This window comes from Paenibacillus anseongensis (genome assembly GCF_009757995.1).
Classification (GTDB): Bacteria; Bacillota; Bacilli; order Paenibacillales; family NBRC-103111; genus Paenibacillus_E; species Paenibacillus_E chondroitinus.
The window spans coordinates 71,549-92,100 of record NZ_WSEM01000023.1 but is presented as its reverse complement, the minus strand read 5'-3'; the positions used below and the strand labels follow the sequence as shown (position 1 = coordinate 92,100).

24 protein-coding genes are annotated in these 20,552 nt (G+C 50.0%); 17 read left to right on the top strand and 7 right to left on the bottom strand.

Annotated elements, in window-relative coordinates; genetic code table 11:
- Positions 1 to 11: 11 nt before the first annotated feature.
- Positions 12 to 1,268 carry a BaiN/RdsA family NAD(P)/FAD-dependent oxidoreductase gene (locus GON05_RS26730; protein ID WP_157323482.1) on the bottom strand — a complete coding sequence of 419 codons (1,257 nt, stop codon included), beginning with the start codon at positions 1,266 to 1,268 and terminating at the stop codon, positions 12 to 14.
- Positions 1,269 to 1,424: 156 nt separating this feature from the next.
- Positions 1,425 to 2,306 carry an FAD:protein FMN transferase gene (locus tag GON05_RS26725; RefSeq protein WP_157323480.1) on the bottom strand — a complete coding sequence of 294 codons (882 nt, stop codon included), beginning with the start codon at positions 2,304 to 2,306 and terminating at the stop codon, positions 1,425 to 1,427.
- A 223-nt stretch (positions 2,307 to 2,529) separates the two neighbouring features.
- Between GON05_RS26725 and GON05_RS26720 the strand changes: the two genes are divergently transcribed.
- From GON05_RS26720 to GON05_RS26710, 3 genes are all read left to right on the top strand, one after another.
- Positions 2,530 to 3,213, top strand: a complete 684-nt coding sequence (locus tag GON05_RS26720) for a response regulator transcription factor (protein WP_127458044.1) — start codon at positions 2,530 to 2,532, stop codon at positions 3,211 to 3,213.
- Positions 3,210 to 4,733, top strand: a complete 1,524-nt coding sequence (locus tag GON05_RS26715; protein WP_157323478.1) for a sensor histidine kinase — start codon at positions 3,210 to 3,212, stop codon at positions 4,731 to 4,733. The genes GON05_RS26720 and GON05_RS26715 overlap by 4 nt, the downstream gene beginning before the upstream one ends.
- A gap of 945 nt (positions 4,734 to 5,678) precedes the next feature.
- Complete coding sequence (locus tag GON05_RS26710; protein ID WP_157323477.1) at positions 5,679 to 6,791, top strand: hypothetical protein; 1,113 nt, start codon at positions 5,679 to 5,681, stop codon at positions 6,789 to 6,791.
- A 59-nt stretch (positions 6,792 to 6,850) separates the two neighbouring features.
- Here GON05_RS26710 and GON05_RS26705 read toward each other — a convergent pair whose 3' ends face one another.
- Complete coding sequence (locus GON05_RS26705; protein ID WP_221435268.1) at positions 6,851 to 7,906, bottom strand: metallophosphoesterase family protein; 1,056 nt, start codon at positions 7,904 to 7,906, stop codon at positions 6,851 to 6,853.
- Positions 7,907 to 8,063: 157 nt separating this feature from the next.
- Between GON05_RS26705 and GON05_RS26700 the strand changes: the two genes are divergently transcribed.
- The 3 genes from GON05_RS26700 to GON05_RS26690 are packed head-to-tail and all read left to right on the top strand — an operon-like array spanning position 8,064 to position 10,008.
- Positions 8,064 to 8,432 carry a GntR family transcriptional regulator gene (locus GON05_RS26700; protein ID WP_127458717.1) on the top strand — a complete coding sequence of 123 codons (369 nt, stop codon included), beginning with the start codon at positions 8,064 to 8,066 and terminating at the stop codon, positions 8,430 to 8,432.
- Positions 8,432 to 9,328: an ABC transporter ATP-binding protein gene (locus GON05_RS26695; protein ID WP_157323474.1), complete on the top strand. Its 897-nt coding sequence runs from the start codon at positions 8,432 to 8,434 to the stop codon at positions 9,326 to 9,328. The genes GON05_RS26700 and GON05_RS26695 overlap by 1 nt, the downstream gene beginning before the upstream one ends.
- Complete coding sequence (locus tag GON05_RS26690; RefSeq protein ID WP_157323472.1) at positions 9,325 to 10,008, top strand: hypothetical protein; 684 nt, start codon at positions 9,325 to 9,327, stop codon at positions 10,006 to 10,008. The genes GON05_RS26695 and GON05_RS26690 overlap by 4 nt, the downstream gene beginning before the upstream one ends.
- Before the next feature lie 41 nt (positions 10,009 to 10,049).
- Here the strand turns inward: GON05_RS26690 and GON05_RS26685 are convergent, their stop codons facing one another.
- Positions 10,050 to 10,280 (bottom strand): spore germination protein, encoded by a 231-nt coding sequence (locus tag GON05_RS26685; protein WP_127458720.1) that lies wholly within the window; start codon positions 10,278 to 10,280, stop codon positions 10,050 to 10,052.
- 214 nt (positions 10,281 to 10,494) lie between these two features.
- Here GON05_RS26685 and GON05_RS26680 point away from each other — a divergent pair, with 214 nt between their 5' ends.
- The 9 genes from GON05_RS26680 (at position 10,495) to nadE (ending at position 16,607) form a co-directional block, all read left to right on the top strand.
- Complete coding sequence (locus GON05_RS26680) at positions 10,495 to 10,791, top strand: LiaF transmembrane domain-containing protein (RefSeq protein WP_127458721.1); 297 nt, start codon at positions 10,495 to 10,497, stop codon at positions 10,789 to 10,791.
- Between the two features lie 39 nt (positions 10,792 to 10,830).
- Entirely contained in the window at positions 10,831 to 11,526 is a 696-nt protein-coding gene (locus GON05_RS26675) for a PspA/IM30 family protein (protein WP_127458722.1), read from the top strand.
- A complete protein-coding gene (locus tag GON05_RS26670; RefSeq protein WP_157323470.1) occupies positions 11,495 to 11,959 on the top strand; it encodes a PspC domain-containing protein in 465 nt (154 codons plus the stop codon). Before GON05_RS26675 ends, GON05_RS26670 begins: the two co-directional genes overlap by 32 nt.
- 3 nt (positions 11,960 to 11,962) lie before the next feature.
- Positions 11,963 to 12,649, top strand: coding sequence for a PspA/IM30 family protein (locus tag GON05_RS26665; protein WP_157323468.1), 687 nt, complete (start codon positions 11,963 to 11,965; stop codon positions 12,647 to 12,649).
- A 193-nt stretch (positions 12,650 to 12,842) separates the two neighbouring features.
- A complete protein-coding gene (locus GON05_RS26660) occupies positions 12,843 to 13,733 on the top strand; it encodes a polysaccharide deacetylase family protein (RefSeq protein WP_157323466.1) in 891 nt (296 codons plus the stop codon).
- Positions 13,734 to 13,794: 61 nt separating this feature from the next.
- Positions 13,795 to 14,682, top strand: a complete 888-nt coding sequence (locus GON05_RS26655) for a prolipoprotein diacylglyceryl transferase family protein (RefSeq protein WP_157323464.1) — start codon at positions 13,795 to 13,797, stop codon at positions 14,680 to 14,682.
- A complete protein-coding gene (locus tag GON05_RS26650; protein WP_157323462.1) occupies positions 14,679 to 15,071 on the top strand; it encodes a DUF3905 domain-containing protein in 393 nt (130 codons plus the stop codon). The genes GON05_RS26655 and GON05_RS26650 overlap by 4 nt, the downstream gene beginning before the upstream one ends.
- 133 nt (positions 15,072 to 15,204) lie before the next feature.
- On the top strand, positions 15,205 to 15,642 hold the full coding sequence (locus GON05_RS26645) for a BrxA/BrxB family bacilliredoxin (RefSeq protein ID WP_127455019.1): 438 nt from the start codon (positions 15,205 to 15,207) through the stop codon (positions 15,640 to 15,642).
- A gap of 155 nt (positions 15,643 to 15,797) precedes the next feature.
- Complete coding sequence (gene nadE, locus GON05_RS26640; protein WP_157323460.1) at positions 15,798 to 16,607, top strand: ammonia-dependent NAD(+) synthetase; 810 nt, start codon at positions 15,798 to 15,800, stop codon at positions 16,605 to 16,607.
- 78 nt (positions 16,608 to 16,685) lie between these two features.
- Here nadE and GON05_RS26635 read toward each other — a convergent pair whose 3' ends face one another.
- A complete protein-coding gene (locus GON05_RS26635; RefSeq protein ID WP_157323452.1) occupies positions 16,686 to 17,663 on the bottom strand; it encodes an aldo/keto reductase in 978 nt (325 codons plus the stop codon).
- Between the two features lie 250 nt (positions 17,664 to 17,913).
- Here GON05_RS26635 and acpS point away from each other — a divergent pair, with 250 nt between their 5' ends.
- The gene (acpS, locus tag GON05_RS26630; RefSeq protein ID WP_127455025.1) at positions 17,914 to 18,300 is read left to right on the top strand and encodes a holo-ACP synthase; all 387 of its coding nucleotides are present in this window, start codon (positions 17,914 to 17,916) and stop codon (positions 18,298 to 18,300) included.
- A gap of 5 nt (positions 18,301 to 18,305) precedes the next feature.
- On the opposite strand, the gene GON05_RS26625 is transcribed toward acpS, so the two are convergent.
- A complete protein-coding gene (locus GON05_RS26625; RefSeq protein WP_246239485.1) occupies positions 18,306 to 18,707 on the bottom strand; it encodes a c-type cytochrome in 402 nt (133 codons plus the stop codon).
- Positions 18,708 to 18,753: 46 nt separating this feature from the next.
- Complete coding sequence (locus GON05_RS26620) at positions 18,754 to 19,317, bottom strand: hypothetical protein (protein ID WP_157323450.1); 564 nt, start codon at positions 19,315 to 19,317, stop codon at positions 18,754 to 18,756.
- Positions 19,318 to 19,416: 99 nt separating this feature from the next.
- Between GON05_RS26620 and mutY the strand changes: the two genes are divergently transcribed.
- Positions 19,417 to 20,538: an A/G-specific adenine glycosylase gene (mutY, locus tag GON05_RS26615; protein WP_157323448.1), complete on the top strand. Its 1,122-nt coding sequence runs from the start codon at positions 19,417 to 19,419 to the stop codon at positions 20,536 to 20,538.
- The last annotated feature ends 14 nt before the right edge of the window (positions 20,539 to 20,552 follow it).

Genomic DNA, 20,552 nt, shown 5'->3' with positions numbered 1-20,552 from the left:
AGGGGGGCAATCTACTGCTGCGCCGCGCTTTGACCGGCCATATAGCCGGTGGAGAATGCAGCGGTGATATTATAACCGCCTGTATAGCCGTGAATATCCAGGACTTCTCCGCAGAAGTAAAGGCCATTCACCAACTTCGACTCCATCGTACTGGGGTCGACCTCTTTGAGGTGCACGCCGCCGCCCGTAACGAAGGCTTCTTCAATAGAAAGCGTCCCGTGAATGCGCACGGGAAAAGCCTTCATAAGCTTGCACATGTCGAGCCATTTTTGCTTTGGAATGTTATCGTGCGTAAGCTGCTCGTCCAGACCAGATCGCTCCAACACCATAGGAATCAGACGCTCGGACAGGAGAGGCTTCAGAACGTTCTTAATTGCTTTCTTAGCTTCAGCTTTCGTGAGTGCCATGCTTTCTTTGTACAGCTCATCCATGCTCAGATCAGGGAAAAGATCCACGGTAAGAAGGACTTCCTTCCGCTCGGTTTTGGCTAGCTCCTTGACGACGAACTGGCTGCAGCGCAGGGCGATGGGGCCGGACAGCCCGAAGTGCGTGAACAGCATGTCTCCCCTGTGGGAGATGACAGCCTTTCCTTTGGCGTTCCACACGGAAAGTGTCACGTCGCGCAAAGAAAGCCCCTGCAGCTCGCGGCCGCGGATCCAGGCCTCCTTCGAGGTCAGCGGGACCTCGGTTGGAAAAAGCTGCGTGATCGTATGCCCGCCAGCTTCCGCCCACGCATATCCGTCTCCTGTGGAGCCGGTATGCGGTACGGAGCATCCGCCCGAGGCGATGATGACAGCGCGGCTGTCCATCTTCTCGCCGGAGTGGAGCTGGACGCCTTGGACGCTGCCGTCCTGGAACAGGACCCTTTTGACCGGACTGTTCGTCCGGATCTCCACACCCTGCTTGCGAACTTGGCCGATCAACGCGTCTACGACGGTTTTGGCCTTGTCGCTGACGGGAAACATACGCCCGTTATCCTCTTCTTTCAGACGAATCCCGAGATTTTCAAAAAACTCGATAATGTGCTTGTTGCCGAACTGCGTCAAAGCACTGTATAGGAAGCGCCCGTTGCCCGGGATATGCTGAATAAGCTCATCCATGTCTTTGTTATTCGTAACGTTGCACCTGCCGCCTCCGGAGATGCCAAGCTTACGGCCGAGCTTATCCCCTTTGTCGAGGAGGAGAACCTTGGCGCCTTGGCGGCTTGCGGCAATACTGGCCATCAGGCCAGCCGAACCTCCGCCGATGACAATGACATCATACTTCATACGATACCTCTAGTTCATTTTTGAAAAATTGTATCATGTTTTCGTTCTTACTAACAACCTGTGGATAACTTGTTGATAAAATAACCAACCTTGTGGGTAAACCATCCGAAATATGTGGATAATGTGCGCAAGTATGTGGATAAAGGTTCCAACGACTTAAGATACCTTATCCTGAAAGTGATAATGGTCGATTCGCATATCCAGCCATCTTCGTTGGAGAGAGGCTTTTTTCCCGAAATAGTGAAGCTCCTGTTCCGCGGTAATCACAACCGCTTCACACACGGAGGTGCGCTTGGCCAGCAGCGCCAGCCCTTCATGAACACCAAGTCTTGCGAGCGTCCTGGCCCATACTTGGCATTCCACAAGATCTTCGCCGGCAACCGTGCACTGCACGACATCATGGACCGAGCCGGCACTCGGATCTTCGAATTGGCTGTATGTCGAAAGGGAACCTTCTGGTAAAGCGATGGCACCTAGCTTGGTGTTGGCATGCCAGGGGTTCTGAATGCCGATAATCCAAGGATCAATGCCCAGCGAACTTCGACCCCATACCGTGATCTCTCCTCCGGCGAGGATTAACCCTTGCTCCAGGGAAAGCTGTTTCTGCATATATTCAGCTAATCGTTTGACGGCCCAACTCTGCTCCAGCCCTCTCAAATGAATGTTGGCATTATGGGGGAGCTTAATCGATTTCATGGAGGGATCTACTTCCCATTCCAAAAGGGCGGCGGCCTGCACGCCTTCTGCATGAAGCGGATTATAATAGCCATCGGTTACAGCTTGGTACATTTCGGCTAAAAAAAGTACTTCCAGCATGGTATTAGAAACCATGCAATTTTCCCCGGCTAATGTATTTAATAGAGAAATTTCACTGTCGGCAAGAGCCGGGCTGAAACGCTTGTCGACATTGCGAAACCAATCATCAGTTAATTGCGTTATGAGCGTACGCTCTTTATCGTCACAGCGGAGCAATAATTCGATCTCAGCCTTGAGCGATTGGAAATGGAACGAATGAAAGGAAGGGGCAAATGGCTCCATAAGTGTTTCCTCTTTTCTTTGGTGTCCTTATGATGTTGGTCTAATTATAGAAGCATTACCTGAGATTCAATTGATAGTTAGCTGAAAAATTACTGAAAAGTGATAGCATTCAGCAACCTTTCAGCTTTTGCTCAGGTTGCTTTTAGGCAGGATATGGGATACTGACTATAGAAAATGTCTGTAAAGTGTGTTGTATTGAATTGAACCCGGGAGGAACGACCCCATGCGCCAGTTAAAAGGAATCAAAATTCTGCTCGTAGATGACGAGCCTCATATTTTGGAATTTTTAGAATTAGGCCTGACGAATGAAGGCTTCGAGGTGATGACGGCAACGGATGGACTTTCCGCCATCACGACATGCAATAAATTTCAGCCGCATATTGCGATATTGGATGTGATGATGCCAGGAATGGACGGATTTGAAGTTTGCCGTATGATCAAAAAGACGGAAAACATCGCCGTCATCATGCTGACAGCCAAGGACGAAATCGATGACCGGGTGAAGGGGCTTACGATCGGCGCGGACGATTATATGGTCAAACCGTTCAGCTTTGAAGAGCTGCTTGCCCGCATCTATGCGCGGATACGCAATCATTTTCCAAACCTGTTCGGCGAGGTTGTGATTGGACCGCTTCGCATGGATGACCGTCGGAAAGAGATTAGCCTGCATGACAGAGTACTGGAGTTATCCCCAACCGAGTATGAGCTGCTCAAATTTATGGCGATTAATCATGGACTTGTGCTCAGTAAATCGATGATTCTCGATAAAGTTTGGGGATATGATTTCGGAGGCGAAGAGAATATCGTGGAGGTGTACATTCGGTCCTTGCGCGATAAGCTGAACGATAAGGAACATAAGCTGATTCGCACGATTCGCGGAGCCGGCTACCGGATGGATTTGACATGAAAAGGAAGGGCCGGTTTGCCGATCTTTTTGTAACGGGCTCTCTGAAATTTCAACTGCTTTCTAGAACTTTATTAGTGCTATCCGTACTGCTGCTGCTCATTGGCGTGTTTCAATATGTCGTTATGCAGCGGTTCATGTATCAAAATAAAGCGGAGACCATCCGCAATCAGCTTGCTGCGCTGCCCCCGAATATGCTGCGTTTGGGTATGGGAGCTGGCGACGGGCAGACCCCCGTATTTCCTTCAAACCGCGAGAACCGGCCTGGTTTTGCTGGTGAGCAGGAGCGGATTTTCGTATCGGAGTTATCCATTGCTTTTATTGATGAAAAAGGAAATTATAAGCTGATCTCCTCCCCTTATGAGCAGCCAGCTCCACAGCTAAGCCAAGAGGAGTATCTGAGTCTTCAGGCAAAGAAGAAAACGAAGCTGGAGCACCGCATCGTCAAAGATGAGAAGGGCAATGATCAGCTTGTGGTTTTTCATCAGATTGGCGGAGAGCCTGAACGGTCCCGGGGCGGTCCCGGCGGGCCAGGTTTCCAGGGTATTATTCAAGCCAGCACCAGTGTTGCACCGATTCGGGATGTGTTGGTTCAGCAGTTGCTTACTTTTATCTTTCTATCCTTGTTAGCGATGGTGTTCGGTCTTCTGGGCTTCCTTCCCGTCTTGCGCCGAACGCTGGTACCGCTCTCGAAAATGGTGGATACGGTCAAGCAGATTGATGCAGGTAACCTGAACGAACGATTCCCCGCGCATCAAGGACAGGTGGAAATCGATCGTCTGGCCACCTCATTTAATGGGATGCTGGAACGGTTGGAGATATCTTTCGAGGCGGAAAAAGAAGCCAAAGAGCAGATGCGCCGTTTTGCAGCGGATGCTTCGCATGAGCTTCGCACACCGCTCACGTCCATACACGGCTTCTTGGAGGTGCTGCTTCGCGGAGCGTATCAACAGCCGGAGCCATTGCTGAAAGCACTGAAAAGCATGCATGGCGAATCCGTAAGAATTAACAAACTTGTCGAGGACCTCCTTATGCTAGCGCGGCTTGACCGTTCTCCTTCTTTTCAGAAGATGGAAGGTGTGTTAGATGAGATGCTGCATGAGATGGAACCGCAGCTTCGTCTACTGGCAGGAGACAGAAAGGTGACCTTCCACCTGGCTCCCCAGACCCGGTATCTGTATGATCCGGATAAAATCAAGCAGGTTGTGCTCAACCTGTTCCACAATGCCGTCCAGCATACGCACCCGCTGACGGGGGAGGTCGGGCTCACGCTAGCCCAAACGCCATCTGGCGTGGAGATTGCGATCCATGACAACGGTGAGGGGATTGCCCCCGAGCACCTACCTCATCTGTTTGACCGGTTTTACCGTATCGACACTTCACGGACAAGACGGAACGGCGGCGCCGGTCTAGGCTTATCGATCACACATTCCATTGTCCAGCTTCACGGCGGACTGATTGAAGTGCATAGTATCGTGGGAGTGGGAACCACTTTTAAGGTGATTCTTCCTGCGGAGAAATAAAAAGAACCTATCTCGGCTGATGCCGGGATAGGTTTTTTGTTGTTACGAGGGGCATGACCCGGATGTGATCTCTCGATTTTACGGCAGATTACTTTTAACGGACTCAGCGGCCGTTATTATGCCTTTTTGAGTGGATTTGGGAAGCTAACGGACTGAGGAGCCGCTATCTATTGGTTTGGAGCTGTTTTAAGGCCATTTCATTGCGATTAGCGGCATGTGAGTCCGTTAGCAGAGAGAGATACTCCTCACAAATCGGTGACCTGATGGTTGTAGTAACATGAACACTCCAAAAGTAGCTAACTAGTTAAAGTACCTGAACCGAACCAAAAGTAGCTAATTAGTTAAAGTACCTGAATCTCACCCAAAGTAGCCGGCTAGTTAAAGTACCCGAACTCCATCAAAAGTAGCCAACTAGTTAAGTACCTGAATCTCACCAATAGCCGCTCACCAACTAACGCCCACTCCCCCTGAAACTCCTCCAATCCGCGATGTGGGTCGCACACGAGCCTGAGCCTAAGCCAGAACCAGAACCAGAACCAGAACCTCGCCCTCGCTAGCAGCCCCGCGCTTGAAACGAAGGGAACTACAGGGCCTTAATTGACCGAAATGAACTCATTCCAGCTTTTGAAGGAACTACAGGGCTCTATTTCCCCTCAAAAGCTTACCTACAAGCCGATATCGCTAAAATAGCGCCCCCTGGTTCCCTTTGACTAGTCAAAACACGAATTCCACGCAGAATAGCGCCCTGTAGTTCCCCTACAGAGTTTGCCCATGCATTTTTTTACCAAATGAGCATGCGGCGCTCAGTTTCCTTTTTCAGCCAATTCTCAGATACTTCTCAACCAACATTCAGTTTGTACTCAGATGTAATTCAGGTAAGGCATCTATACTAGGTTTTGTAAGGAACAAACAAAAAAATAATTGAAAGAAAAGGTGGAACACACGATGAAAAATATCTCCAGAAAAATTCTTACAGGTTCATTGATCGCTTCTTTTGTACTTGGTGTTGGTTTTGTTGGAGCCCTACATAATCAAGCCTATGCAGATACGATAAGCCCTTCCGCAAACGACATGAGTCAAAAAGCAGGCTTTGGCAAAGGAGGAAAAGGGTTCGGAGATCGCGGCGGCTTCCGCGGCGGGAATGTGCTGAAAGAAACAGCAACTATCCTGGGTGTTGAGGAAAGCGCTGTGCAAGAGGCATTGAAAGCAGGCAAAACATTGGCTGCATTCGCAGAAGAGAAAGGCCTGACGAAAGAAGACTACTTGCAAAAGCTGGTCGCAGCGGAGACAACATCCATCACGGATCAAGTAACTGCGGGTAAACTGACACAAGAGCAAGCGGACAAAATTATCTCCGGTCTCTCTGACCGATTAACGAAGCAAATCGACGGAACAGGGTTCAAAGGCGGCTTCGGAGGCGGTTTCCAGGGTGGTTTCCCGGGCGGCGACCGCGGTGGAAGAGGACCTGGTGGCGACAAACTCGTTGAGGAAACGGCTACCATCCTTAGCGTTGAACCAAGCGCTGTGCAAGAAGCTTTAGAGGCAGGCAAGACTTTATCAGCATTCGCAGTTGAAAAAGGCCTGACAGAAGCGGACTTCGTGGCGAAGTTAGTCGCAGCTGAAACAACAGCGATTAACGCGGAAGTTACAGCTGGCAAGTTGACACAAGAGCAAGCGGATAAAATGCTAGCTGACCTTTCCGACCGTATTACGAAAGAAGTGCAGAACACTCGTCCGGAAGGCGGACCTGAAGGCAGAGGCGGGGATCACCGCGGTCCAGCCGGTCCTGGAGGTCCTGGAATGTTCGGCAACCCTGAAGCACTGACACAGATTCTGGGTATTACTCAAGATGAACTGAGAACGGAGCTGGAAGCAGGGAAATCCATTGCTGACGTGGCTTCTACCAAAGGCATCAGCGAAGATGATCTGATCAGCAAAATCAAAGACAGCATGACGGATAGCATCAAAAAACAAGTTGAGCAAAAAGGCCCTGTTGGCCCTAAAGGCAAGCCTGCCAAAGAAGAAGCAGCAGCTGCTACTTCAGCAGCAACGAACTAATCAAATAAAAAAGCCGCGCTCCTTTCCCGTTAATTCGGGACATGGGAGTGCGGCTTTTTTTATTTGACGTCGTAGCCTTTCGCGATGGAAGGCTCAATCCAGCGTTTCGTCGTATGCTCACGACGCATGATCACCACGCGGTCCTTGTAGACGTCCACGATGAGACTCTGGCTGACGCCAATCGTCTCCGGTTCGTTCTGCGCGTTCCATACCTCGCGGATGGAAGCACTGGAAGCGGCCAGAAACTTCAGCTGCTTGACTTGGTTGGTCGTCTCCAGGTTCCAGTGGGTATGGCCGCTGAACAAAATAACATTCGGGTGCTCATCCAGCAGCGCCCGCAGCTCCTGGTGCTGGACGACGCCCAGCTCCCGGTCTGTCCCATCCAGTGTCTGCGGCAGCGGCTGGTGGAGGAACACGAACACGGGCTTGCCGGCATCCGCCGTGCCCGCGACGGCAAGCCGATCGCGCAGCCAAGCGAGCTGCTCGGCCGAGAGGAACGCATCCTCCTTATAGGAGGCGTTCACGTCACGATACGCTTCCCCGCTAAGGAAGAGGAAGCGGTAACCCTCCACGATAAGCTCGTGATACGGCTTATCGTAGCCCCACACGCGGTCGAATAACGCGATCGCTTGTTTACTGGACCAGGCTGGATTCATCTTCAATGTATCCATGCCACCCTCCGGCGTACGCCATACGCCGTAGTAGTCGTGGTTGCCCATGGTCGCGTGCACAGGAGCATGTGGCTGGCTGCTGAGCAGCCCCACTAAGCTGCGATAGTCGCCTTCGGTGCCACCCGTCAGGTCGCCGTTGAGCACCAGCAGCTTGCTCTCCGGGCGCAGCTTGTGGTGATCGGCCAGCGCGCGGCTGAGCAGCAGCTGGGATACTTGATCCGTGTTCACGATATGAGTATCGCTAAGCACGGAGAAGGAAAATAGTGGGGCTCCCTGCAGGGCAGAGGGAGCCTCATTTATTTGGTTTTCGGCCAGGTAGCTCGTACGCTGCGCGTCTTGTGTCCTTGACTCCGCACCATAGGCGGTGACTGGCGTTGATACGAGCAGCAGGGCAGCGAAAGTTAGACGTATTTTAGATAAAAACATAGGCGGATTACCTTTCATGGAGTAGTTGAATGACAGTTTGTTTCTAGTGGTATTCCCAGTTTGGAGGGGATTTATGTTTGAAAGGGTGCCCAAAATAAGCAATGCCTGTTGACAATGAAGTCCTTTGGTTGTATGGTTAATTACATGAGTAACTAACCAATGTGGTGGTGAGGAAATGGGCTTGACGATGGACGATAGCCGCCCGATTTTTGTGCAGATCGCGGAACGGATTGAAGATGACATTATTGAAGCAAGAATGCCGGAAGAATCGCAGGTGCCTTCTACGAATCAATTCGCAGCTTTTTATCAAATTAATCCGGCGACCGCGGCGAAAGGCGTTAATTTGTTAGTGGACCAAGGCATTTTGTATAAGAAACGCGGGATTGGCATGTTTGTAGCGGAGGGAGCGCGAACGAAGCTGATGGAGAAGAGAAAAGAATTATTTTATGAACAGTATGTTGTGGCGATGGTGAAAGAAGCTGAAAAGCTAGGTATTACGGTGGAACAGCTAACTGAAATGGTGCGAAGAGGAGGGAAAGTGTGATGACCCACATCGTGGAAGTGAACGGGTTAACGAAGTCTTATGGGAACGTAACGGCGGTTGATCAGGTCAGCTTCAAGATAGAAGCGAATAAAATCTATGGTTTACTGGGTAGAAACGGTGCAGGGAAAACTACAATCATGCATATTCTTTCCGCCCAGCAGTTTGCTACCAGCGGCGAGTTGAAGGTATTTGGCGAAAACCCCTATGAAAATAGCCGTGTTTTGAATCAAATTTGCTTCATTAAGGAAAGCCAGAGATATCCAGAGGGTTATCGTGTTGCCGATGTGATGGAGATTGCCAAAACACTTTACCCGGAGTGGGACGAAACGTATGCCAAGTCATTGATTGAAGATTTTCGGTTGCCTTTGAAAAGAAGAGTGAAAAAGTTGTCCAGAGGGATGCTTTCTTCCGTGGGGATTGTGGTTGGTTTGGCCAGCCGCGCACCGTTAACCATATTTGATGAGCCGTATTTAGGCTTGGATGCCGTGGCAAGAGCTTTATTTTATGATCGCTTGCTGGAGGATTATGCGGAGTATCCGCGTACGGTGATCTTGTCTACGCATTTGATCGACGAAGTAAGCCGTCTGCTTGAGCATATTTTGGTCATTGATAATGGTCAGTTGATTCTCGATGAAGATGCGGATGCGCTGCGCGGCCGCGCTTGCACAGTATCTGGGTTGGCTACGGCGATCGACGCATTCTCAAGAGGCAAGGAAGTGCTGGAGCGTCAGTACATTGGTGCTGCTGCAACGGCCACGATTCTGGGGGCTTTAACGGATCATGAACGGAGAGAAGCGGAGTCGCTAGGGCTGGAGTTTGCGCCGGTATCTCTGCAGCAGCTCATTGTGCATCTGACACGTACACCACTTGTGGGGAAGGGGTCTGAGCGGGTATGAATCGAGTAAGTAACGTCATTAAGCTTCATATGCGGAATAAAATGTCATGGTTAGTCGTCCCATGGATCATTCTTGGCTTAAACTTTGTTATCAGTTTTTTCATTGCATTATCCCTGAATGAGGGAGAAACGATGAACACAGGCGGCCTTGCTTCCATATTCATTTACACGTTAGTTTCAGGTGCCGTAACCCTCAAAGATACATTCCCTTTTGCTTTGGGGCTCAGCATCCGTAGGAAGGATTACTTCGTCGGAACAGCTTTGACGACTTTCCTCTACAGCATTTGTACTGCGGCCCTGCTTATGATTTTGTCATTCATTGAAGAAAGTACCGGTGGATGGGGAGTTCGTTTGCATATTTTCAAAATCGCTTTTTTGGGAGATACTTCGCCCATTGCAGTTTTCGGTATTTATTTGATTCTCCTGTTGCAAATGTACTTTCTGGGGTTTGCTACTTCCAGCATTCATAGGCGATTCGGAGCGTTAGGTATGTTAATCTTTTTCGCTGTAACTTTTCTGATAGGTACTGGTGGATCTATGTTATTATCCCAATTTGGAATGTGGGGAAGTATTTTTTCATGGATCGGCCAACATTATCTGGAGCTATTTTGGTGGATGGTGCCGTTAGTTGCTGTTTATATGCTAGCAGCATATGGTTTGTTACGCAGGGCAGCGGCTTAATGGAAATGAACCCGGGAATTTGTTCCCGGGTTCATTGTGCGTTACACCACATTATTCGTATTCGTATCAATAAGATCCGGATCACTCGTATTGGCACTGCCGTTTAGGACATTCTGGACACTTCCGAAGCTATCCCCCGGAGAAAATGAGTTGGCGCCCGCATAGATCTTGGAATTACTCGACAGCCGTATTAAGGCGGTATCCCCAAACTGGACATTCGAACCCGAGTTCACACTTAGAATTTTGACACCGCCATAGACCACTGAAGGCATTGGTTCGGCCCCCTTCCCCATCACTTGTTATTGTATGTACACGGCAGCCTATCTGCCACCGTAATATTTCCGGTCTGAACAGAGGTCGTAGATGCGCCCCGACTAAGGTCTAGTATGAAATACCGTCCGCGGTCCGTTTTGGAAAAGCTCGATTTTACCTAGAATAAAGACATGAACAAGAGCACAGCACATAACGAAAGGCGGTGACGAAATCATGAAAAGAAATACAGGCTTAGCCGCTTTGCTAATCGCATTCGGCGCACTGATTCTGCTTAACAAGTTGGGGCTTCACATGGGACCCTTTATCGGTTCGGTGATGGGATACCTGATTCCGATTGGTATGGTCGGTCTAGGATATATTGGCATTCAGAATGGCAATAAATTCGGTTGGCTGATTGCAGGGATCGGCGGTGTTATCCTGGTTGGCAAATTAGCCGGCTGGATCATTATTCTTCTGGCGATTGGATTGATTGGTTACGGGGTTTCGATGTTGACAAGAAGAACCGTGTAAATAGGATGGCAAAACAGAGTGGAAAAGGTGGTATGAGAGATGAGCCTATTGAGGCGTATGAGAGACATTACCGTAGCATCCCTGAATGAACATTTGGAACGGTCCGAAGATCCGGTCCGCTTGATCGACCAATACTTAGCTGCTCAGCGCGAACAGCTTCAGCAATCCGAGAGGCTGTACCAGCAATGCGTCACTCACGCAGCTTCGCTAAGGCAGCAATATCTGACGGCGTTAGAAACCAAAGAGAAGCGCGAGCAGCAAGCGCTCTTGGCTTTGAAAGCCGGCGAAGAACATATGGCGCGGATTGTGCTTCAAGAGAAGCTGCAAGCTGAGGAGAAAAGCGAGCAATATCGCGAATTGTATGAGCAAGCCAAGCAATCCATCCTGGACTTGGATGAAGAGCTGCAGCAGCTCAAAGCAGATTACAAAGAAGTGGCAGATAAACGCAGCTACTACCTGGCCCGAATGGAATCCGCTCGCTTGCAGCAGAGATTGCATGCTCGCAGCAGCGTGTCGCAGGATGCGTCACCACGGATGTTCGGCCGCTTGGAAGAGCGCGTATCCGATATGGAGCTTCATGCAAGAACGCTCCGAGATGTACGGCGTATGGGCCGCGAAAGCTACTACGGTGCGGGCAATCCGGCTGTAGACGCTGAGCTTGAGGCGCTACGCAATAGGCTGAATCAGGAGGGAACAAACAATCATGAGCAAAATATACCGCTCACGAAGAGATAAAAAAGTAACTGGTCTTTGCGGCGGACTCGCCGAAGCTATGAACGTTGATGCTACATTACTAAGACTGCTAGTGGTCATCACAACATTTTTCACAGGTGGAACAGTCATTTTCATCTACTTTATCGCCGCTATTGTGATTCCGAAGGAGCCTGGCTACGACCATCCGCCTTTTGATCCTTATGCTGGCTCGTATAACCGCCCTCCGTACAACGGTGGTTGGAATACGACGGCTCACAAGCCGCACCCTGGTCACGTGCCGCCGCATCATGCAGGCTACAACGCGCCTTACGAGGCAAGCAAAACCAATAACATTGATGAAATGATGAAAGATATCGAGAAGAAAGCTCTGCAAAGAGAAGTGGAAGAACTAAGAGCTAAAGTCGCTCGTTTTGAACAACAACAACCAATTGATATTAAAAAAGGAGACGTGTAAACCATGGGAGTATTTACAAGAATGAAGGATATGACAAAAGCATCAATTCACGAGGTATTGGATAAAATCGAGGATCCGATCGTAATGTTAAATCAGTATCTGCGCGACATGGAGCAAGAAATTGCCCAGGCTGAAGTAACAGTGGCTCGGCAAATTGCAAGTGAGCGCAAATTGAAACAACGCCTTGAGGAGTCCGTTCGTCTAGTAGCTGATCGTGAAGCGAAAGCTTCCACAGCAATCAAAAACGGCCAAGAAGCCATCGCTCGCCAAGCGGTTGAAGAAAAATTGTACCATGAAGATAAAATTGTTGAGTACACGGATTTATATGCTTCTGCCAAAGCGCATGCCGATGAGCTGACACAACAGCTTCATGAAATGAAAGATGAGTTCTACAAAATGCGCAACAAACGCAACGAGCTTGTATCCCGTGCTCAGCTTGCCAAAGCGAAAAAACAAATGGCGCAAGTTTCCTACAACGGCGTAATCGAAAGCGGCAACGCATCGCGTGGCTTCCAACGCATGGAAGAGAAAATCATTCAACTGGAAGTTGAAGCGGAAATCGCACGCAAGCCATATGTACCCGCTGGTACGGTAGGCAGCTACACACCTGTTGATGTGGCGAAGCAAGCAAAGGTTGATGAGCAGATGAACCTGCTGAGAGAGAAATTAAACGGCAGCGCTGCTGAGTAAGCGGTTTGCAAGAAAAGGACCATCCTTAGGTTGAAATTGACCTGTGGATGGTCTTTTTTATTTTGCTACTAGAGTGAAAGGAAGAAACGGGGCTGTTCCTGTCGGATTTCCCGGGAAATATTGGGTTTAATGTCGAATGCGCGGATAGCCATACTAAAATGGCACAGGAAACGCACGAAGAGGGGGAGCATCCATGGGTGATCAGAAACGACGAGCAGGCGTTTATTTAATAGGGTTAATGATTAGCGTCAGTGCAGCAGGGTGTGGGACCGAACAAATACATACGGAGCAAGCGGCGCAAGTACCTAAACAGTTATCTGGGAAAATAGCTAGTGAGGTAACAGAAGTGAGCCCATCTGCCCCGCCGAATGATGACAAAGAAATAACGGTTGTGGAGACGAGGCATTTCTATACTGGCCCTCCACATCACAGTCCACCTCCGGTAGGGAATAAAATCGCCTATTTGACCTTTGATGACGGTCCGTCAAATAGTACAAGGAAGATTTTACATATTTTAAAAACCAATGGGGTAACCGCAACTTTCTTCGTCATAGGTACAGAAACGAGTGAAGGTAAATCGCTTTATAAAGAAATCGCAGCGGATGGACACGCACTTGGGAATCATACGTATTCGCATGATTATAACCGTATTTATAAATCACCAGAAGCTTTCATCAAAGATGTGCGCAGGTTGGATCGACTTCTGGAGGAAACGGTCGGATTTCGACCTGAGATTCTAAGGTTTCCAGGCGGTTCGAACAATCAAGTGAGCCGTAAATCCGGCGGCAGGGGAATTATGAATCAGGTGACGGCCAAGGCAAAAGAACAAGGTTACCAGTATTTCGACTGGAACGTTAGCTCGACGGATGCTGCTGCCCCAGTGCAGGATAGAGACATGATCATCGACTCTGTGCTTAGCGCAAGCAAAGGGAAAAAGCGCATTATCGTACTGATGCACGATAACACGTATAAGACCACGACTGTAGAGGCGCTGCCTGTTGTGATTCGCAAGCTGAAAGCCGCAGGCTTCCGTTTTGACAAGTTGCAGAAATCCTCCTTTACCTTTCAGTTCTTGGAGCCCTGATAGTTGCACATCGCGTCTCCTCTCGTTACGATGGATGTAATGGAGAGAGGGAGGCGATAGGATGCCGGATGTATTTCAGTTAGGGCCATTGCAGCTGCAAGGGAAGCTGGTAGCGGTGCTTTTGGCTTGCGTTATAGGCTTATGGTTGATTCGGAGGGCAGCGCGGCAAGTAAGTAGTCGGGAAGAGGCCATGATGTCTAAGCCGATTGATGATATCGTTTTTGCTGGTGCAATCATCGTATTAATCACATGGAAGCTTGGCATTATCGTCACACAACCCTCGATACTCTGGACAAGTCCATTGAAACTTCTTATGGTAGTAGGCTCTAGCACAGAAATAATGCTTGGACTGCTATTGGCTGCTGTTTATATGTACGTTCAAATAAGAAAACAGCGGATACCGCTGTACGTTTTTCTAGATATATTGGCTGCTGGTCTGACTGCGGCCATATTTGTATATTGTGCGCTGATCCCGGGATACGGATTGCCGACTACATGGCCATGGGGCATTCGTGTGGAAGGTACGATATCGCGTTTTCATCCTTTTCACGCCTATGTCTCGTTGTTGCTCCTCCCTTTGCTTATTTGGCAGATTGGGTATGAGGGGCGTCGGAACCGCTTCGGGAGCGGGATTTTACTGAAATACTCACTGATGTACAGTGGCGCCAGCGGAATGTTAGCCAGTTTTTTTGCCGCTGCGAAGCCTGAACTGCTTTATTTAAGCTTGGCGCAGCTGATCTTTCTTTTCATGATCATCGTTGGAATGCTTCTACCTGCTTTGGCACATAATACTGGCAGAAGGGAGCTGAGTGCAATGAGTCAAAACGATTCCAAGACCCAAATCCAGCAAGAGCAGCAAAACAAAGAGCGCGAGAAGTCGCAAACCGGTGCAGGTAAAGAGGGCTTCGTGGACAAAAAACTGGACGGACCCAACCGGCCGTCGACATGAGCAAAGATCCGAAGAAAACAGCCCAAACCGCTCAGGACCAAAGCAATCTCGATCCTTTCGAGATCGACTTTCTCCCGCAATTTGAGCAGGGGCGCGGTCCGCGCGATGCGTTCGTGAACGAACATGGTGTCGTCATCGGCGATCATGAATACGAATCAGACAACTCCCCGCTGGAGCAGTGGACGGCTGAGACCGATCCCGAAGTCATGGCAGGCGATGAATGGGTCCACCCGTATAAGGACATCGGCTTTCAAAGCGCCGAGAATCGCGACTATTTCGAAAAAGGCATCGTGCCGCAAAGCGGGATTTTCACGCATCCGGATAAAGATGTTTCCTTTGAGCCGGGAGAGGCTTCTAGTACGAGGAAAAAGGATGAGGCGGAAGCTTAATAGCTTTCGCTTTATTTCTATTTGTGTCAGAAGCCGGCTATAGGTACTTTGCATTCACCGCCAACGGATGTATAATATAAGTTGTAACGATTACGTTTTGAGAGTAACTATTAAATCCTAAGGGGTGGAACATATGGCAATGTCTTTTGATTCTTACATGAAAGATATGGTTAAACCGATGAGGGAAGATTTGACTCGTCTGGGAATTACGGAGCTTCTGACTCCGGAGCAAGTGAACGAAGCGATGGAGAAATCCAAAGATGGCACAATGCTGCTGGTTATCAATTCCGTTTGCGGATGCGCAGCAGGTCAATGTCGTCCAGGCGTAGCCAAAGCGCTTCAAAATGATACACTGCCAACGTACACATACACGGTGTTCGCAGGGCAAGAGAAGGATGCAACAGCGAAGGCTCGTGAATATTTGGCACCATACCCGCCATCATCCCCATCCATCGCATTGTTCAAAGATGGTGAGCTTGCTCACTTCATCCAACGTCACCAAATTGAAGACCGTTCCGCTGATATGATCGCAGGCGATTTGATCGGTGCTTTCAATCAATATTGCAAATAAGGAATAATGACTCGCTATTGCAGCTGATGCATGGCGGGTCTTTTCCTTTTTATGGGCAGAAAAATGCGATTATTCTTTGAAATTTTGAGAGTGAAAGTCTATACTAGATTTCAAAGAAGGTTGGTTTTTACACTGTAGAAAAGGTGGAGAGAGGCATGAGTTTGCAAGCAGAAATTATCGCAAAGCTTGGCGTGAAGCCGGAAATTGATATTGACGAAGAAATCCGCAAACGTGTGGACTTTCTGAAAAATTATGTGCTCGGCGCGAAAGCGAACGGCCTGCTGATCGCAATCAGCGGCGGAATCGATAGCGCTGTAGCGACGGGTTTGTGCAAGCAGGCGACGGACGAGCTGACTGCGGAGAAAGGCACCGAGTACAAGACGGTCGGCGTGTTTCAACCCTACGGTCAGCAAGTAGATATCGAAGATAGCTACGCGGTGGCCAAAGCATTCGATTTGAAATATCAAATCGAAAACAATATTGAAGAGGCTGTCGACGAAATCGCCATTGAAGTCGAATATGGGCTCAAGCATATCGGCGTTCACCAGCATGTGAGCCGTGGCGGCAAAGGCAACGTCAAAGCGCGGACGCGCATGGTGATGCAGTATGCCCTTGCTTTTGAACTGGGCCTCATCGTTGTGGGCACAGACCATGCCTCCGAAGCGATTACCGGATTCTTTACGAAATATGGCGACGGTGCCGTCGACATCACACCGCTTAGCACGCTGAATAAACGGCAAGTACGAGCTCTTGCAGCGAAGCTGGGCGTTCCGCAAAGCGTGCTGGACAAAGCCCCAACCGCAGGTCTCTGGGACGGCCAGACGGATGAGAACGAGCTTGGCATTACATACGGCGATAACAGCGACTATTTGGAAGGCAAGCAAATTGATCCAGCTGTGCAAGAGAAGCTGGAGAAGCAATATCTCAAAACGGAGCATAAACGTATTCCGATTCCGGGTATTTAAGCCCGTTAATGAAAACCCCCGGCCTTGTCAGGTCGGGGGTTGCTTGTTTATGGGAGAGTGAGTGTCGAGCCTACGAACCTATGGAACGCGCACACCGCGTGAGCTTTCGAGCAGCGTATACCACTCTTCGCGTGTCATATTTTCAGATACGCGGAGCGCATCTTGGCAAGCATGGATACGCTCGACAGATGAAGTGCCGATGACCGGCTGAATGCGAGCCGGGTGCTTCATTAACCAGCCAAGTACGATGGCTTCCAAGCTTGTTTCTTTCTCAGCAGCCAGTTTCTTAACGAGGGCTGCTGTTTTTACGATGTTATCTGGCGCATCCTCCAAAACTTTGCCAGAGAAGATGCCTTTGGCCAGCGGGCCCCAAGCCTGGATTTGGATGTCCGCCATCTGGCAGTGTTCCAGGATGCCATCGGCGAAATTGACGCCTACGCCGGCTTTTTGATTGACAAGGATGCCTTGTTCAATCCAGTCCAGGCGAGCCAGGCTCAATTCCAGCTGGTTCACCACAAGCGGCTCCGGCAACGAATTTTGAATGAAGCGCATTTGCGCAGCGGTCATATTGGAGACGCCGAAGTGGCGCACTTTGCCGGCAGAACGCAATATATTGAAGGCTTCTGCGATCTCTTCCGGTTCCATAAGCGGATCTGGGCGGTGAAGCAGCAGAACATCCAGATGCTCCACGCCTAGACGGCTGAGGATGCCATCAACTGCGGGAATCATGTGATTTTTGCTAAAATCAAAGCGCTGTGGATTCACATCATCCTGGAAACGGATGCCCACTTTGGATTGAAGGATGATTTGATCGCGAAGATCAGGTCTTTTCTTCAGGACTTCGCCGAAAACAATTTCCGACTTTCCTCTTTTATAAATATCGGCATGATCGAACATGGTGATGCCAATGGAAAGCGCAGCTTCTACAGCTTTCTCGGCAATGATATAATCTTCCTTGGTCAAGGGAGCTGCCGTCCAGTCCCCGCCAATGCCCATACATCCAAAAGCAATTCGGCTGTTCGATATTCCACGTTTTTCAAGTGGCATGATTCTCATTTATGTAGGCCTCCCAGCTTTTAATCTAAGTCCAGTATACGCCTAGTTCCTGCGTGGCATAAGAACTGAAAATAGGGTAACTTACTTACCTGGAAGTAACTAGAAGTCTTTTGGGAGTTTCCCGGAAGCCCGCTAATAGCCCACTGATAGCCCACTGATAGCCCCTGTAAACAAACAGTCCCCTTGACCATGAAGAGTGAATCGTGTACAGTGGACGCAAAACGCAGCAGAAAAGTGGTGCTCACGAGCGATGATTATTGGCGTCGGAACGGATTTGGTGGAAATTGCGCGAGTGCGCAAGATGCTGGAAGGTTCAGCGGGTGAAAGGTTTCTGGAGCGGATTATGACGCCTCCGGAGAGAGAGCTTGCGCAAAAACGCCGAGGGCGGTTAGCGGAGTTTGCTTCCGGCCGTTTTGCGGCAAAGGAAGCGATTGTGAAAGCGATTGGCTGCGGTATCGGCAAGCAGATTGGCTTTCAGGACGTGGAGGTGCTGCCTGACGGACTGGGCAAGCCGATATGCCACGTGCGCGAGGAAGCGCTGCAGCGGGCAGGCTTAATAGGCAGCCTGCGCATCCATATCAGCATTACGCATACGGAATCGATGGCTGCCGCCTATGCGATTGTAGAGCAGCTCTAAGGCTGCTATTTTTTGGAGCTGAGCCAATCGCTCAGCTGTCCGACCTCTTCCTCGGACAACTTCGTGCTATAAGCGGGCATACCGCCGCCGCCGTTTTTGATCTGGCTCGCAATTTGTTCTTTGGTCATTTGGCTGCCGACCTTTTGCAAATTGGTCTTGGCGCCGGCTCTGCCAGCCAGATCAACGCCGTGGCAGCTGATGCACTTGTTCGCTGTGAAGAGCTCCTGCGCCTTCACGAACGCAGGGTTGCTCTCGCTTGCTGCGGTGGCGGCCGGAGGCTTCGGTGTGGCTTCGCCACCGGAAGCCCCGCCGCATGCAGCTAACGCGAGCACCATCGGCGCAAGGACGAGTGCGCCGATTCTCCATCGCCATGCTGTGCGCAGCATGGTTTCTTTGTTTTGCCTCATAGTGAGTGTCCTCCTATTTGCCGCTGAATGTATGTCTTGCACTTTCCTAGCTTTGCCGCCCCCAAACGCGCAGCATATATCCGCATACGACGAGGCTGATACCACCCATGCCCTCGAGGATGACGGCGGAATAGCCCAAATACCATACACCCATCACAGCGGACAAGGCGAACAGCCACAGTCCCAAATAAATCAAAGGTCTGCCAAGCAGCAGCCCGAACTGCACAAATCCAATTGCGAGAATGAAAGCTCGCAGCACAGGGGCGAATAAAGGACCGATAGCGCCAATGGCCTCAAGCAAAGCGATAGCGGCAATCAGCATCACGCCTGGCAGCAGCAGCAGAGCCGGATGCCCCCAGCCGCTTTGGTCCTGTAAGCCCTCTCCGCCAGCGCGGAAATCCTTCCGCAGGCTCCACAGCTGCACTAAGCTCGCTATGACAGCGGTAAGGAGGGCGGCTTGTTTTAACCAATCCAGGTCGCGCCAATAGATCGCAATATCCATAAGCGCACTGAACATCCACTCCGCGCCCCAGATGAAGAGCAGAGGGAGGAGAGCACGCGCTTCGCCGATCCATAATTTCCTTTTATGTACTTGCTTCTCGTTTTGCATACATTCACCTCTAGTTTTATGTTCCGCAATTCTCGTATAATGGACTCATGTCCATTCATTCATTATAACTGGAACGCGCCCTATAGAGAAGGAGAGCTCATGTACAGTCAAGAACAAATGCTTTATTTTTCCAAAAACTTACTGGATTGGTACCATACGCACAAACGTGATTTACCATGGCGAAGAAGTAAAAACCCTTATTATATATGGATTTCCGAAGTCATGCTGCAGCAAACCCGAGTGGATACGGTTATTCCTTATTTCCATCGGTTTATTGATCAATTCCCTACGGTAGAAGCCCTGGCGACTGCACCTGAGGAGAATGTGCTGAAGGCCTGGGAGGGATTAGGCTATTATTCGCGTGCAAGGAATCTTCAAACAGCGGTGCGTGAAGTGCACGAGCGTTATGGCGGCATCGTTCCGCAGACGAAAGAAGAGATTTCATCGTTAAAAGGTGTCGGGCCCTATACGTCTGGAGCGGTACTAAGCATTGCCTACAATAAGCCGGAGCCGGCTGTAGACGGTAATGTCATGCGCGTGTTGTCGCGTTATTTTCTCATTGAAGAAGATATCATGAAGCCGGCGACTCGGACCCGTATGGAGAAGCTGGCGCGCGAGCTCATCCTGGAAGGAACGGCGAGTGACTTTAATCAAGCGTTGATGGAGCTTGGGGCTATGGTATGTACGCCTCGGTCACCGCACTGCTTGACGTGTCCCGTCATGGCCCATTGCTCGGCACGTGAAGCAGGGATGGAAGAAGGCTTGCCCATCAAAAAGAAAGCCAAACCGCCTCGTCATGAGCTGCGGGCAGTGGCTTTGATCGAAGGTACGGGTGAGAATGAAGGCAAATGGCTGATCAGACAGCGTCCGCAGGAAGGATTGTTAGCCCGGATGTGGGAGCTGCCGCATGTGACGTGGGAGCCGGAGGGATGGCTCTCTGACGAAGAGAACAAGGACTTGCTGCGCAAAGCGCTTGCCGACCAAGAGCAAATCATGATCCAGCCTGGCGAGTGGTTCATGGATACGGAGCATATTTTCAGCCATATTGTCTGGAAAATGAAAGTATTTCGCGCCAAGCTCACTAGCTTGAGCCACCCAACCAACGGGGGAGAATGGATCCCGTTCCATTACCGCTGGGTAGGCCCGGATGAGCTGCAGCAGTATGCTTTCCCGAATGTGTTCATTCGGATTATGAAAGAGTGGCAGGAGAGCAACGAGTAGGTGCTCCCTGATCC

Excerpts from the sequence above, each read along its gene's own strand:
- GON05_RS26705 (WP_221435268.1), bottom strand. The coding sequence starts at position 7,906 with ATGAAAGGTAATCCGCCTATGTTTTTATCTAAAATACGTCTAACTTTC.
- GON05_RS26710 (WP_157323477.1), top strand. The coding sequence starts at position 5,679 with ATGAAAAATATCTCCAGAAAAATTCTTACAGGTTCATTGATCGCTTCT.
- GON05_RS26625 (WP_246239485.1), bottom strand. The coding sequence starts at position 18,707 with ATGAGGCAAAACAAAGAAACCATGCTGCGCACAGCATGGCGATGGAGA.
- GON05_RS26700 (WP_127458717.1), top strand. The coding sequence starts at position 8,064 with ATGGGCTTGACGATGGACGATAGCCGCCCGATTTTTGTGCAGATCGCG.
- GON05_RS26680 (WP_127458721.1), top strand. The coding sequence starts at position 10,495 with ATGAAAAGAAATACAGGCTTAGCCGCTTTGCTAATCGCATTCGGCGCA.
- GON05_RS26690 (WP_157323472.1), top strand. The coding sequence starts at position 9,325 with ATGAATCGAGTAAGTAACGTCATTAAGCTTCATATGCGGAATAAAATG.
- GON05_RS26665 (WP_157323468.1), top strand. The coding sequence starts at position 11,963 with ATGGGAGTATTTACAAGAATGAAGGATATGACAAAAGCATCAATTCAC.
- acpS (WP_127455025.1), top strand. The coding sequence starts at position 17,914 with ATGATTATTGGCGTCGGAACGGATTTGGTGGAAATTGCGCGAGTGCGC.
- GON05_RS26695 (WP_157323474.1), top strand. The coding sequence starts at position 8,432 with ATGACCCACATCGTGGAAGTGAACGGGTTAACGAAGTCTTATGGGAAC.
- GON05_RS26685 (WP_127458720.1), bottom strand. The coding sequence starts at position 10,280 with ATGCCTTCAGTGGTCTATGGCGGTGTCAAAATTCTAAGTGTGAACTCG.
- GON05_RS26650 (WP_157323462.1), top strand. The coding sequence starts at position 14,679 with ATGAGCAAAGATCCGAAGAAAACAGCCCAAACCGCTCAGGACCAAAGC.
- GON05_RS26730 (WP_157323482.1), bottom strand. The coding sequence starts at position 1,268 with ATGAAGTATGATGTCATTGTCATCGGCGGAGGTTCGGCTGGCCTGATG.
- mutY (WP_157323448.1), top strand. The coding sequence starts at position 19,417 with ATGTACAGTCAAGAACAAATGCTTTATTTTTCCAAAAACTTACTGGAT.
- GON05_RS26620 (WP_157323450.1), bottom strand. The coding sequence starts at position 19,317 with ATGCAAAACGAGAAGCAAGTACATAAAAGGAAATTATGGATCGGCGAA.
- GON05_RS26655 (WP_157323464.1), top strand. The coding sequence starts at position 13,795 with ATGCCGGATGTATTTCAGTTAGGGCCATTGCAGCTGCAAGGGAAGCTG.
- GON05_RS26720 (WP_127458044.1), top strand. The coding sequence starts at position 2,530 with ATGCGCCAGTTAAAAGGAATCAAAATTCTGCTCGTAGATGACGAGCCT.
- GON05_RS26715 (WP_157323478.1), top strand. The coding sequence starts at position 3,210 with ATGAAAAGGAAGGGCCGGTTTGCCGATCTTTTTGTAACGGGCTCTCTG.
- GON05_RS26635 (WP_157323452.1), bottom strand. The coding sequence starts at position 17,663 with ATGAGAATCATGCCACTTGAAAAACGTGGAATATCGAACAGCCGAATT.
- GON05_RS26660 (WP_157323466.1), top strand. The coding sequence starts at position 12,843 with ATGGGTGATCAGAAACGACGAGCAGGCGTTTATTTAATAGGGTTAATG.
- GON05_RS26725 (WP_157323480.1), bottom strand. The coding sequence starts at position 2,306 with ATGGAGCCATTTGCCCCTTCCTTTCATTCGTTCCATTTCCAATCGCTC.
- nadE (WP_157323460.1), top strand. The coding sequence starts at position 15,798 with ATGAGTTTGCAAGCAGAAATTATCGCAAAGCTTGGCGTGAAGCCGGAA.
- GON05_RS26670 (WP_157323470.1), top strand. The coding sequence starts at position 11,495 with ATGAGCAAAATATACCGCTCACGAAGAGATAAAAAAGTAACTGGTCTT.
- GON05_RS26645 (WP_127455019.1), top strand. The coding sequence starts at position 15,205 with ATGGCAATGTCTTTTGATTCTTACATGAAAGATATGGTTAAACCGATG.
- GON05_RS26675 (WP_127458722.1), top strand. The coding sequence starts at position 10,831 with ATGAGCCTATTGAGGCGTATGAGAGACATTACCGTAGCATCCCTGAAT.